Annotated in this window: 14 protein-coding genes; 8 read left to right on the top strand and 6 right to left on the bottom strand. The window is 38.8% G+C overall.

The window, feature by feature from the left end:
• Positions 1 to 366 precede the first annotated feature (366 nt).
• On the top strand, positions 367 to 1050 hold the full coding sequence (locus WAX86_RS17205; RefSeq protein ID WP_217908154.1) for a hypothetical protein: 684 nt from the start codon (positions 367 to 369) through the stop codon (positions 1048 to 1050).
• Between the two features lie 42 nt (positions 1051 to 1092).
• Positions 1093 to 1662 carry a hypothetical protein gene (locus WAX86_RS17200; protein ID WP_225314595.1) on the top strand — a complete coding sequence of 190 codons (570 nt, stop codon included), beginning with the start codon at positions 1093 to 1095 and terminating at the stop codon, positions 1660 to 1662.
• Between the two features lie 204 nt (positions 1663 to 1866).
• On the opposite strand, the gene WAX86_RS17195 is transcribed toward WAX86_RS17200, so the two are convergent.
• Together WAX86_RS17195 and WAX86_RS17190 are read right to left on the bottom strand one after the other, a co-directional pair.
• Positions 1867 to 2994, bottom strand: a complete 1128-nt coding sequence (locus WAX86_RS17195) for a M14-type cytosolic carboxypeptidase (RefSeq protein WP_237030604.1) — start codon at positions 2992 to 2994, stop codon at positions 1867 to 1869.
• 42 nt (positions 2995 to 3036) lie between these two features.
• The gene (locus WAX86_RS17190; protein WP_044179748.1) at positions 3037 to 3441 is read right to left on the bottom strand and encodes an NUDIX domain-containing protein; all 405 of its coding nucleotides are present in this window, start codon (positions 3439 to 3441) and stop codon (positions 3037 to 3039) included.
• A 132-nt stretch (positions 3442 to 3573) separates the two neighbouring features.
• Between WAX86_RS17190 and WAX86_RS17185 the strand changes: the two genes are divergently transcribed.
• Positions 3574 to 4092, top strand: coding sequence for a GNAT family N-acetyltransferase (locus tag WAX86_RS17185; protein ID WP_341489765.1), 519 nt, complete (start codon positions 3574 to 3576; stop codon positions 4090 to 4092).
• On the opposite strand, the gene WAX86_RS17180 is transcribed toward WAX86_RS17185, so the two are convergent.
• Positions 4082 to 4342 carry a hypothetical protein gene (locus WAX86_RS17180; protein WP_065171885.1) on the bottom strand — a complete coding sequence of 87 codons (261 nt, stop codon included), beginning with the start codon at positions 4340 to 4342 and terminating at the stop codon, positions 4082 to 4084. The two genes, WAX86_RS17185 and WAX86_RS17180, sit on opposite strands and share 11 nt — an antisense overlap.
• Before the next feature lie 204 nt (positions 4343 to 4546).
• Between WAX86_RS17180 and WAX86_RS17175 the strand changes: the two genes are divergently transcribed.
• Both WAX86_RS17175 and WAX86_RS17170 read left to right on the top strand, forming a co-directional pair.
• On the top strand, positions 4547 to 5002 hold the full coding sequence (locus tag WAX86_RS17175) for a YccF domain-containing protein (RefSeq protein ID WP_044179752.1): 456 nt from the start codon (positions 4547 to 4549) through the stop codon (positions 5000 to 5002).
• A gap of 440 nt (positions 5003 to 5442) precedes the next feature.
• A complete protein-coding gene (locus tag WAX86_RS17170; RefSeq protein ID WP_341489764.1) occupies positions 5443 to 5928 on the top strand; it encodes a helix-hairpin-helix domain-containing protein in 486 nt (161 codons plus the stop codon).
• 104 nt (positions 5929 to 6032) lie between these two features.
• On the opposite strand, the gene WAX86_RS17165 is transcribed toward WAX86_RS17170, so the two are convergent.
• Positions 6033 to 7133 (bottom strand): nucleotidyltransferase family protein, encoded by a 1101-nt coding sequence (locus WAX86_RS17165; RefSeq protein ID WP_341489763.1) that lies wholly within the window; start codon positions 7131 to 7133, stop codon positions 6033 to 6035.
• A gap of 201 nt (positions 7134 to 7334) precedes the next feature.
• Between WAX86_RS17165 and cobU the strand changes: the two genes are divergently transcribed.
• Together cobU and WAX86_RS17155 are read left to right on the top strand one after the other, a co-directional pair.
• Complete coding sequence (gene cobU, locus WAX86_RS17160) at positions 7335 to 7871, top strand: bifunctional adenosylcobinamide kinase/adenosylcobinamide-phosphate guanylyltransferase (RefSeq protein WP_376788123.1); 537 nt, start codon at positions 7335 to 7337, stop codon at positions 7869 to 7871.
• Between the two features lie 62 nt (positions 7872 to 7933).
• A complete protein-coding gene (locus tag WAX86_RS17155) occupies positions 7934 to 8566 on the top strand; it encodes a histidine phosphatase family protein (protein WP_341489761.1) in 633 nt (210 codons plus the stop codon).
• A gap of 129 nt (positions 8567 to 8695) precedes the next feature.
• Here WAX86_RS17155 and WAX86_RS17150 read toward each other — a convergent pair whose 3' ends face one another.
• Entirely contained in the window at positions 8696 to 9925 is a 1230-nt protein-coding gene (locus tag WAX86_RS17150; protein WP_341489760.1) for a DEAD/DEAH box helicase, read from the bottom strand.
• A gap of 139 nt (positions 9926 to 10064) precedes the next feature.
• Here WAX86_RS17150 and WAX86_RS17145 point away from each other — a divergent pair, with 139 nt between their 5' ends.
• Positions 10065 to 11543: a cobyric acid synthase gene (locus WAX86_RS17145; protein ID WP_068969421.1), complete on the top strand. Its 1479-nt coding sequence runs from the start codon at positions 10065 to 10067 to the stop codon at positions 11541 to 11543.
• Positions 11544 to 11657: 114 nt separating this feature from the next.
• Here WAX86_RS17145 and WAX86_RS17140 read toward each other — a convergent pair whose 3' ends face one another.
• The gene (locus WAX86_RS17140) at positions 11658 to 12749 is read right to left on the bottom strand and encodes a YdcF family protein (protein ID WP_065171880.1); all 1092 of its coding nucleotides are present in this window, start codon (positions 12747 to 12749) and stop codon (positions 11658 to 11660) included.
• Between the last annotated feature and the right edge of the window lie 60 nt (positions 12750 to 12809).

Raw genomic sequence — 12809 nt, 5'->3', positions numbered from 1 at the left:
TTATTTCTATAAATCTAATCGTATAAAGACTATTGTTTTAGTTTGAGGACAAAGTTTATCTATTCCATAAAAAGATAATTTATCTCAAATAAAGAATGATTGATTAATTTTTATGCTCTTATTAAAAATCATATCTATAAATAATAACTTCTTAATCTATATATAAATAATGCGACATAAACCAGTTTGATGTATATAAAATTGATTGCTTTTTTTATATTGTTGTATTAATAATGCATAAGATATTCGATGGATATTAATAATGTGACTATAAAATTCCTTTAAGGTGTTAATTTATTCCTTAATGTTATTTTCTTTTTGCTTTTTTATTGCGCATTGATGATATTTCTTTATGAGGTTATAACTGTGAAAAAAATTTTATTTCCACTCCTTATTATGATGGTTTCTGGTTGTACAACCATTCACTATAGCGCTGAGTCTACTCAGAATCATTATTCCCTACCAGATTTAGGACAGATTACTAAATCTTATGTTGGTGATCATATGATCGACCAGGGTGTTGCAACAACAATGAAATATTTATCTATTGAGAATACTATTGATGGTGCAGCTTACGATATCCCTAACGGATCTTATATTCAAATCGGACATAATAAAGGTATAGATTATTTTTCGATATCTTCACAGAAACAAGCAAATGTTAATTTTGTCGCTGGATTATTTGAACCACCAATTGCGCTATCATTAGAAAATAATAAGGTTTGCGTTACAACAATGTCTTATCAACCAGCATCTTGTTATGATAATGGCAACGCTAGAATTGAAAATAAAACTATGCATTCTGGTAGCTCATTTAAACAAACATTGATTTATAATGGCTCTGTGGGAAATAAGATCAACATATCTTACCGAGAGTTTTCTAGTGGTATAGCAAGAGATGCTTTCACAAATAATGTTGAATATGATATGTCGAAATCTAATATTATAAATTATAAAGGAGCAGTAATTGAAGTAAAAGAATTTGATAATAGCTCTATTAAGTTTGTAGTAAAAAAACATTTCAGAGATAATTTCTCAATAGCTAATTGATAATATTTTCTTACATACAATAATGAAAATTATGAAAAAGGGATGGATTCGATTATAGGTCATTCCTTTCCATATTGGGTTTTGTTTGTTGGCTCTTTGGTTAGCTTTGTGATAATTCGCTTTAATGAAGTACTAGTTTTATTGGAGAAAATATTGGATACGATATTAATTTTTGCTGTTCCATTTATTGGCGTATTTGGTGTAATAATTGGTGCTTTACTTCAAGCTTTATTTAGTAGGAAAAATCAGAAAGTCAGTCAACTGACAGAACTTCAAAATAAATCATATGCTGATTTCTTAAATGCGGCGTCAAAAATTGCTGTTGCTCAACGAAGAAATAATCGTAAAGACGTTGAGAGAGAACTCTCGAACTTAGCAGATGCTAAATCTCGAATTTGCGTTTATGGTGATTCTGTAGTTATACAAAAGTTGGCAGTTTTTCTAAGGACAGGAGGAACTCTACAAACAGAGCAAGAGATTCTTGCGTATACTTGTTTATGTGTAGAAATTAGGAAATCAGTTGGTATGTCTGATAAGTTTTTGTTAGCTCAGGATATATCCCAACTTTTATTTAGTATTGATATTAAAGATACCAAAACACCGCGCTTATAAAGCGAACTTCTAATTATCACTATTAGCATATAGGCTACTTCTCTACTATAGGTAAGAATAATACGAATTTTGTTTCATACTTTTTACAATATCATGGGAAAGTAGCTTAGGAATTGTTATTGATAGACAAAAAACTAAATTATTATAAATAAAGTCCCTGCAATAAACAGGGACTCAGCATTAATTTACCATTACCTAAGCTATTTACTTAACTTTCGGCAACGTTGCTAAAATTGCAGCTAGCGTATCATGACCAAACATAATGCTACGCTCTGGAGACCAACCGTATAGGCTATCTGGATGGTTATTGTGATCTTTAAATGGCATCTCTACAGTGTAAGACAAACACTTAAAGGTTTCGCCAACCCAGTTAGAACAGATAGTTAAGTTCGCTTTACCTGGTTCATCTTTGCCGTAACCGTGTTCATCTTGGAACTCAGGCGTTACTGTTAGTAGTGCTTGCTTGAAGGTATTTTCAAGATCAGCAAGGTAAGCATCATAAGATGGGATACCTTCAGAACCAGCAACGAAGTTGTAAGGGATCGCTTCATCACCATGAATATCAAGGAAGAAATCGATCCCCGTCTCTAGCATACGTTGACGAACATGATAAACCTCAGGGCTACGCTCAAGGCTTGGCTCCGCCCATTCACGGTTAAGGTTCACACCAATTGAGTTCATGCGTAAATGACCACGGATCGCGCCATCTGGGTTCATGTTTGGCACAATATAGAATACGGCTTGATCCAATAGGGCACGAGCAACCGTATCAGTCTCATCCAGTAGGCGCTGAACTACACCTTCCATAAACCACTCAGCCATGGTTTCACCTGGGTGCTGACGTGCAATCAACCAAACTTTCTTTTTACCTTCATCAGGCTCACCAATGGTCAATAGACTCATATCATTGCCATCAAGGGTGTGACCTAAAGTCTCAAGACGACAGTTGTGCTGTGCTTGCGCTAGGTGAATCAAATCTTGGTGACGATCGTAGCTGTATGGTGCAAAGTAAGCAAAGTACATAGAACCATGCTCAGGAATAATGCTAAAGCTTAGTGTATCACCATCAAACTCAGCAGGAATACGGAACCACTCTTCACGGTCGTAAGAAGCCACTACATCGTAGCCGTTCCAGCCTTCAGGGTAACCGGATTTAGCAAGATCAAGGATCTTAAAGCGATGTGATTGCTGAGGCTCACTCTCTAAACGAAAATGAAACCACTGATAAACATCAGACTGATTATCTTTAGGGATAGTGAGTTGGATATCATCTTTTGATTCGGCTTTGACAACATTAATGCTGCCACTTTCAAAGTTGCTAAAAATTTTCATTATTATTGTTCTCTATTTTGTGAGCTTAGTATGACAATTAATTTAGTCGATTAAGCCTTGTTGTTTAAAGTCTTCAACGATGATTTTTGCAGCAAGCGAACAGACATCTAAGTTTTCACTATTAAGCCATTGAGCCTCTTCGATCTCAGCACTTGGTGTGATTTGACCGTCAAATAGGGCAAAGTAACAGGTCATTTTAACCATAACACCTTCAGGCTTACCGTCGGCTTGTGCTTGATAGAAGCCAGCGTATTCAATTGAGTCTGGTTTTAAATCTACAGCCAATTCTTCTTGAATCTCTCGAATTAACGCCTCTTGATCCGATTCGCCATTTTCTCTTTTACCACCAGGGAGATAAAAGCTGGTTTTACCAAATGAACGAACAGCCAGTAGCTTACGATCTTGAATTAGGATCCAAGCCAATTTATCAATATGTTGTAGCGTCATGAGTTTCTCCTAAATTTTGATTTAGTGTACTGATAAGTTCTGTTAACAGCCAGTTTTCAAAGTTGTTTTTTGAATGAACTCAATTTTTTCTTATAATCAGCTCAAACAATGATAATCAGAATAAAGATTACTATGAAAATGCATTTTGAAACTGAACGACTAGAGCTTGCACCATTAACACTAGAAGATGCGCAATTTGTCTTTGATCTATACAGCACTCAAGAGTTTAAGACATTTGTTGGCGATAAGAATTTGCACAATTTAGATGATGCCAAAAAGTACTTGGAAACGGCTTTAATAGCAATGTATCAAATTAAAGGCATGGGACTGCTAAAAGTGACGCGCAAAGAAGATTACAAGCCTGTTGGTATTTGCGGTTTAATTAAGCGTGACACATTGGATGATATCGATTTAGGTTATGGCTTCCTGCCAGAAGTATTCCGTTGTGGCTATGGATATGAAGCGGGACGTTGCATGATGAATTTTGCAAAAGAAGCATTGAACATCACGCGATTGGTCGCAATTACAACATCAAACAATGTGGCTTCTCGTGCATTACTGACGAAACTGGGTTTTACTTTTGAAGCGATTCAGGAACAGCAAGGCGAATATACGCTGGATCTTTTCGCAACCAATCTATCTAATTTGTAAACCACTTCTCGTAAAGAGTACGAGCCAAATAAAAACAAAAGATAGATGGGATCAACAGGGTGATTACTCCTAAAGCGTACGAGATAGCCGTTGGGATTCCCAGCCCCCAAGCAAAAGAAAATGCCATGCCGTTTACAGCTTCAATAGGACATTGATAAAACGGAACGTTCTGGTTGTAACACAGTCCAAATGTTGTAGCAGCAAACGCTAGGACGGCAATAAAAAGGGAAATGATGGTCTTAGTTTTCATTTGTTCTCTAAAATGGTAAAATACGCTGTTTTTTATTGTTCGATATTATAAACTGAATTGAGTAACGGGCAATAGAGTTAACTCACACAGACACTTTGATGTGAGCTAATCTTTAAATATTATGGACGCAAGATAAAACGTCTTTTTCTTTGCTTATAGCAAGCTCTCAGTATGTGCTATAGCGAATTTGAATAGGTAATAGTAATGAGAACATTAGGTAATATTATTTGGTTTTTATGCGGTGGCGTGATCATGGGCCTAGCTTGGTGGTTCTTTGGTCTACTTGCGTTCATCAGTATTATTGGTATTCCTTGGGGTCGTGCTTGCTTTGTTATGGGTACTTTCTCATTCTTCCCATTTGGTAAAGATGCAATTTCACGTGATGAACTAACCAATCAAGACGATATTGGTACCAGCGGTTTTGGTATCATTGGTAACGTAATTTGGTTCTGTTTAGCTGGTATTTGGCTGGCTATTGGTCACTTAATCTCAGCCGCTGCGTGTTTTGTCACTATTATCGGTATTCCATTTGCGCTTCAGCACCTAAAACTTGCCGCTATTTCGCTTGCGCCAATTGGTAAAACAGTTGTTGATAGCGAAGTTGCTGCAGCTGCACGAATCAGTAATGCACAAGATCGTGTAAACAAATACCGTTCATAATTCAAATCTGAATATATACCCAAGTAACCTCAAGATGCGAGGTTCAGCGAGAATAATTTGGTTTACAGGCAAGGCAACGATTTGAAGATCTAGTGGCTCTAAATTAAAAATCGTTAACGCAGTATGTGAAGCAAATTAACTCGCCCTTTGGGAGCGTGTCACAGACACAATTTCATCGTCAAACAATTTGGAAATAGCGAGCTATTACACTGCATTGTTTGTCTTGAACTTGAATCAGTGACAACGCTCTGAATCCTGCATCTTGAAGTCACTTGGGTATAAATATCGAAGCCGAGTTTAAACTCGGCTTTTTTATTACTAAATTTGCAAAACCTGCTAATACTTTATGAGGTTTGACAGAAAATTGTCATTAATAATGGGATTCTTTGCTAAAAAGTCGCCATAAAAATGACATCATATAAACACTAAAGGAGTGAGTCATGTTTCGTGCGTTATTATTATCTCTTATGTTGGTAGCACCATTTGCAAGCCAAGCAGCAACACCTTCATCTTCTGATGTTAAAGCAGCAATTAAGCAATGCGAAACAAAATATAAAGCAGATGCTAAGAAAAAATCCGACTGTATTACTAAAGCGAAAAAGTCAGTATCTAAAGTAGCAACTAAATCAACTAAAGATATTAAAAAGGACGTAAAGAAAACGTCTCACAAAGCAACAACATCTACGACTAAAGATGTGAAGAAAACAAAAGCTGCAGTTAAGAAAAACCTTAAAGCTGTGAATGTAAATAACGCATCAGCATCGGATTTAGCGGCATTTTTACCTGGTATTGGCGATGCAAAAGCAAAAGCGATTGTGGATTACCGTAAAAAGCATGGCAAATTTAAGTCTGCAAAAGATCTAGAGAAAGTTCCTGGTCTTGGTGCGAAAAGTGTTGGTGCTATGTCTAAGTACCTAAAATTCTAATCTTTTGTTTTAATTAAAAGATTGATAAAAAAGCTCGCTAGTCGGGCTTTTTTTGTATCTGTTTTTATATATCAAAAGTTATGATAAGAAATACATGGGATATACTAACAAATCAGTTCTTCTTCGCTTTCATGAGGAAGGCAATTCCAGATACCACGTTTAATAATATGAGGCAGTAACAAGTATAAAGGCATCTGCTTAATGCATCCTCGTATACGCAGTAATCTCGCCGCCAATTTGTAATCATCATCTTGATAGGGCGGGAATGCATAACTAAACAGGTCAATATAGCTGGTTTCTAATGAATTAAGTGTCACACTTACTTTAAATTGCTGGTGGTAATATTGGCTGACAAAATCAGGAATAGCGAGATCAAAAAGAACGTGGCAAAAATGTAAAGCTAAAAATAAGCTTGAGTCTTTTCCAATCTTGTTTTGAAACGTAATTAACTCCCCCCAAAAACCTTCTTGTATACTATTTTCATTAAGTAGTGAATATAACGTGAAAATATCTCTTAAACCAAACTTACTATCGTTAATAAAAAATAAATTAATCGCTAAATGATAAATGGCCGAAATTGGATCGAATATTGAGGCAGGATAACAGCTATCTGGATAGATTAATTTACGAGTAAATACATCATCACCTGAGTAACGAAATCTCTTAGGAAGAAGCTGATAATGTACAATAAGCTCTAAATTTGATTCTTGATGAATAAAAGGTGATAACGCATTGGTATATCTAATACGGCTTTTTTCATCATAATCACTGATTAATTTAGGCCGCCATCCATGTGTAAGGAGACAATTTTCTATATGATGAATCGCGTTGTGGCTTACCAGAATTTCAGTTGTTTGCCGTAAGTAACCTAATCGACTTTGCTGTTGCGAAAATTGAATACCAGCTTGATTAATGTAACTCCATGTTGAAGTCGCTTGGGTTAAGGCTTGAGTAAGAACGTAGTGATAATCGTTTAGCTGCTTACATTGGGCTAAATGAGCTTGTTGCCCAGATAACAATGTTTGTTGAGAGTGTAAGAAAAGATCATCGAACACATCATGCTGGTGACATAAATACTGTAATTGCCCTAATAAATTGACATGGCGAGCCTCTGTTAAAATAGCACTCTGATGCTGTTCACTTAATGAGGTAAGCAAGCTCGGTCGTTTGAGAATATCGATCAGAATTACAGGCGGTACGGTCATTAAATTATCCAATCATTAAAGGGGCTGTTTCAACGGGTTAAGCTCAATTTTTTATTGTTAGAATTTTATACTCAAATGATCTCTTTTGTTGTCGTCATTTTAAGAACATCAATTAACATAAGTATGGAAACAAAAAGTTGATTTAGGCAAATTTATGCTAAGTGCGATAGGATAATGGCAGTTTACAATAACCCGATAAGGATGAGGACATTGGCTCACGTTGAGTTAGTTTTAGGTGGCGCCCGTTCAGGTAAAAGTTCATTAGCTGAAAAATTGGCTTTTGATGGTGGTAAAGAGGTTATTTATATTGCAACAGCGACCGCTGGCGATGATGAAATGGCACAACGTATCGAACACCATAAGGCACAAAGGCCTGCACATTGGACCGTAATTGAAGAACCTATTGAGCTTGCAAAAATCATTGCACAGTACAGTGCGCCTAATCGTTGTCTGTTGATTGATTGTCTAACGCTTTGGCTCACAAACTGCCTATTTTCAGGCTACGAAGCTCTTTGGCCCCAGCAAAAACAAGCTATGATTAAAGCGTTGAATGAGGCTCAAGGTGAAGTGATTTTAGTTAGTAATGAAGTTGGGTTAGGCGTTGTCCCTATGGGGGAGGTTTCCCGCCAGTTTGTCGATCAAAGTGGTTGGCTGCATCAAGATATTGCGAAAATAGCTGATCGAGTCGTGTTTGTTATTGCAGGACTACCTCAAGTACTTAAAGGGGAGACATTGTAAGTTTGATGTCTAATTCGATGCCTAAGTTGTTTGGTTCTAACAGCAAAAAGGAGTGAAATAGTATGACGATAGGAGAGACTCGGGTAGATTTTTTACGTCATGGACTTCCTGAAGGTGATAAATGTCTACGTGGGCATACTGATTTTGCGCTAACAGAGGTGGGGTTTGCTCAAATGGAGCACGCCGCAAGCTCGTTAAAAGAGCTAGACGTGATAGTGACATCGCCCTTACAACGCTGTGCAACGTTTGCTCATCATATTGCGCAGCAGTTTAATCTTAAGGTTGTGGCGGAGCCGTTATGGAAAGAGATGAACTTTGGTGAATGGGACGGTTTAGAACAACAGCAACTCTGGCAGGATATAGGCCCAACACTTGATAGCTATTGGCGTGATCCATGGCAGTTAACAGAGCAGGGGGAGGCGTTACATAAAGGAGAGACCTTAGAGCATTTTGACGCACGAATTCTGCAAGCTTGGCAGACTCTAGTTGCCCAATACGCAGGTAAAAAAATCTTGGTCGTGACACATGCAGGAGTGATGCATCAGCTACTGCGTCATTTACTCTCGATGCCAAAAGACACCACATACCTTCATTGTATTAAGTTTGATTATGCCGCACGTTACCGTGTCACTCATTTTGTCGATAACGAAAACCAACAATGGCCACGACTTTACTGGCCACCTTATATAGATTAAGCCCCAGACTCCAGTGACTTCAAGATACCCGGTTTCGTAAAAATGCCTTTGTTTGTATCTTGAAATCACCTAGATATGGTGGGTTTAAAGGTATATGAGTATTTAGTGCTTATAGCTATTCCATACAGTTTAAGCTTTACGGGGCTTTTGTTTGAACTGCTTAATACTTCGTTTTTGAGCTGTACGACGATTGGCCTGTTTATCTCTTGGTTTGCGTTTACTCTCTCCTGTGGTTGGTTTGTCTGTCACAGGGAAGCCATCAAGATTATGCAGCTCTAATGGTCGCTGAGTTAACTGACGAATCGCCGTCAAAAATTCCGTTTCGCCATGACAAACAAGAGAGAGAGCCAAACCATTATTGCCAGCACGACCCGTACGTCCAACACGATGTACATAGGTTGCGGCATTGGATGGCAAATCAAAGTTGATCACAAGTGGTAACTGCTCAATATGAATACCACGAGCTAAGACATCAGTGGCAATCACGACATTTAATTTTTTTGCTTTGAAATCAGCAAGAATTTGCTCTCGTTCAGTTTGCTCTTTGTGGCCATGTAACGCGGCAACTTGAATACCAGCTTTCATTAGACGTTTACACAGTGCATCAGCGTTATCTCTAGCCCCAATAAAGACCAACGTTTGTTGAGTTGGGTACTGCTTTAATAGAGCGATGAGTGCTTGTGGTTTGCTGCCTTTATTGACCAAATACAACTGCTCAGAAATAGTATCGACTACACTGTTAGTTTTCTGCGCTTCAATTCGAACGGGCTTAAATAATACCTCTTGAGTGAGCGATTCAAGCTGTTCTGGAAGTGTGGCAGAGAACAGTGCTGTTTGTCGTTTAGCCGGTAGCTGTTGGAGGATCTTTTGAATATCAGGCCAAAATCCCATATCCAGTAAACGGTCGGCTTCGTCGAGTACCCAAGATTTGATATGGCTAAGGCTTACTTGTTCTTTACTGAGAGCATCAAGTAGGCGACCTGTTGTTGCGATAAGTAACTGAGGTTGACTGTTCAGTGTCTCTTCTTGTTGTTCTTGGCTGATCCCACCACACAAAATCGCAGTTCGAATCGCCATTTTTTCTGCAATCGTATTTAAAGATTGATGAACTTGAGTAGTTAATTCTCGAGTTGGTACCAGAATAAGAGCTTGAATCTCTGGTTGACTTGGATCGATTTGTTGTAGCAGAGGTAAGCCGTAAGCATAAGTTTTACCGCTGCCTGTTTGAGCTAAAGCAAGAACGTCTTGATGCTTTACTAGCGCTGGAATAGCGTGACGCTGAATATCTGTTGGGGTATTGAGCTCATTAGGTAGCGCATGAATCAGAGAAGGAGATAAAGGTAAGGTTGAAAAAGACATAATCTTAGCTGCAAATCGAAAACAAGAGGCGCAGTCTAACAGGTCAAAAAAGGCTTGGGTATTAAATTCATCTGCTTCTTGTTACATCGCTTAAGTTATGGTTTTATTTGCCTGTATTTTTCAGATTGCGGTAGGACTCATGCAAAAAACAACCCAGGCGATAATGGTTCAAGGTACAACATCGGATGCAGGTAAAAGTGTTTTAGTTGCCGGTCTATGTCGTGTATTGGCCCGAAAAGGGATCGCTGTTGCACCATTTAAGTCACAAAATATGGCGCTAAATAGTGCAGTGACTCAAGATGGTGGTGAAATTGGTCGAGCTCAAGCTGTGCAAGCTCAAGCCTGTCGCATTGAACCTACTGTTGATATGAATCCTGTGCTTTTAAAGCCAAATACTGATATCGGCGCTCAAGTAATTGTACAAGGCAAAGCGCTAGCCGATATGGATGCTGTTGGTTATCACAACTATAAGAAAGTGGTGATGGGGCCGATTATGGACTCTTTTGCCAAACTGCAAGCACAATATCAAACGGTGGTTATTGAAGGTGCCGGTAGCCCAGCTGAGATCAATTTACGAGAAAATGATGTAGCAAATATGGGGTTTGCTGAAAAAGCAGATGTGCCCGTTATTATTATTGCTGATATTGATCGTGGCGGTGTGTTTGCCCATCTTTACGGTACACTAGCCTTGCTATCGGAGTCGGAACAAAATCGCGTTAAAGGCTTTGTGATTAACCGTTTTCGTGGCGATATTAAGCTATTGGAATCTGGGCTTGATTGGCTTGAACAAAAAACTGGAAAGCCAGTGTTGGGTGTTCTTCCTTATTTGCATGGTTTAATGTTAGAAGCAGAAGATGCCATTAATAGCCAGCAAGTCGAATCAACCACGGATCAGCCATTACGAGTAGCTGTTCCTGTTCTTACCCGAGTGAGCAATCATACTGATTTTGATCCGTTACGTATGCATCCTCAAGTGAATTTGATGCTGGTGGGAAAAGGAGAGCCTTTACCGCCCTGTGATCTGGTTATTATTCCCGGCACGAAAAACGTTCGTGATGATTTAGCGTATTTAAAAGAGCAAGGGTGGGATCAACAAATTCAACGTCATTTACGTCTGGGTGGTAAATTGATGGGTATTTGTGGCGGTTACCAAATGCTAGGACAAACCATTGCAGATCCCCTCGGTATTGAAGGTAAAGCGGGAGAGAGCCAAGGTTTAGGTTATCTTGATGTCACAACTGTTTTAGAACAAGAAAAGCAGCTAAAACAAGTAAGTGGAACATTAACGCTACCTAACCAAGCGAGCGTACCTGTTCGTGGTTATGAGATCCATGCAGGCGTTACAACCGGGGTTCAAGTTGATGCTCCTATTCAATTAGAAAGCGGCTTAGACGGTCAGTTAGGGGTAGATAACCAAGTATTTGGTACTTATCTTCACGGTATTTTTGAACGCCAAGAAGCGTGTGATGCGATTTTATCTTGGGCTGGACTTGAAGCGACACAAACTCCAGATTTTGATCAGATCCGTGAGCAAGGTATTGATCGTGTTGCTGATACGATTGAGCAGTATTTGGATCTAGAAGCGCTTTGGCCTGAGTGGGATCTGTTTAAAAAATAGTGTAATACCTACCATCTACTGATCTTTATGTTTTCAAAAAAGCCCTTACTACATCAGGCTAAATAACTCACTGTTATTGCTGTAGTAAGGGCAATATCGCGGTGAACGAATCGATTATCTTTGTTCTAGTGGGTAAGAACGATAACTCCACATACCATAGGTTCTAAGGGCGTCTCGATATATCCCTAATAATTCACCTTGGCTTGGTTTTGCCAATTCTTCTAAAGGTTTATCTGGTGCACCAATAGTATCAAACGTGATGTTTTGAGGGCCTGTTTGCCACGATGCTATTTCAAATAGAGTTTGGCCGCGGCGAACGTGACTGGCTGAGCTAATGATTGTTGCATGCTCAATTTTATGTCGAGCCAGTGCGTAGCTGCTGTATAAGGCATTCTCTACTGTGCTGCGGGCGTAGTTATCTTCAATCAGGCGATTTGGGTTGATGCCCTGTTTGATTAACCAATCTGCCATAAGTCGGCCTTCAGTTTGATTATTTTGAGGCACACCGCCTGTTAAAATAATCAGCGAATTTGGCTGTTCTTTGGCAATTTTCAACGTCATATTGAGTCGTTCAATGAGGATATCATTCATCGTCCCATCAGGGTTTAAGGCATACCCCAGTGTGATGATGGCTGTATTACCCGCTTTCGGTTCTTTCATCTCTGATTTTAATGGCGTAGCAACAATACGATCTACAGTTTCAAAAATACGTTGGATATCAGCTGCTTTTCCACTGTCTAGTTGTTCTAATTTCTTTAAGTGTTTATTGGCTGCTTGATTATTACCTTTAAAGTGCTGCCACACAGCAAGGTAAGCATTAGCATCGACATCATCAGGCGCAACAGAGAGTACTTGTTCAAACAGTTCAATGGCACGATCGACATTTTTGTTATAGATCTGAGCGTTTGCAGCTGAAATCAATAAATCGGTTCGATAAGGTTCCAGTTGATAAGCTTGTAATAAACGATCGGTAACAATTTCCATATTACTTGGCATTTTAGCTGTAAACCCAGCGTGAGAAATACGGGCAGGGGACTTAAATGCAGTAACGGCTTGTTCTAACAGTTGATCGACAACTTGACGTTTGCTGACCACTTGGGCGTAGTCTGCAGTACTTTGAACAGCACTTTGAGTTTGAGTGAAAGCAAAAGTTGGGGAGACGTACAGGATGCCGCTTAGGGCTAAAGTAATAAGTTTTTTATTCATAAGGTATAACCAATTATTTTTATAATGCCGCATTACTATAAAAATGAATGGTTACAATTG

Origin of the sequence: Photobacterium damselae subsp. damselae (genome assembly GCF_038086725.1) — a bacterium.
GTDB lineage: Bacteria > Pseudomonadota > Gammaproteobacteria > Enterobacterales > Vibrionaceae > Photobacterium > Photobacterium damselae.
This window is presented reverse-complemented; position numbering and strand designations above follow the sequence as displayed.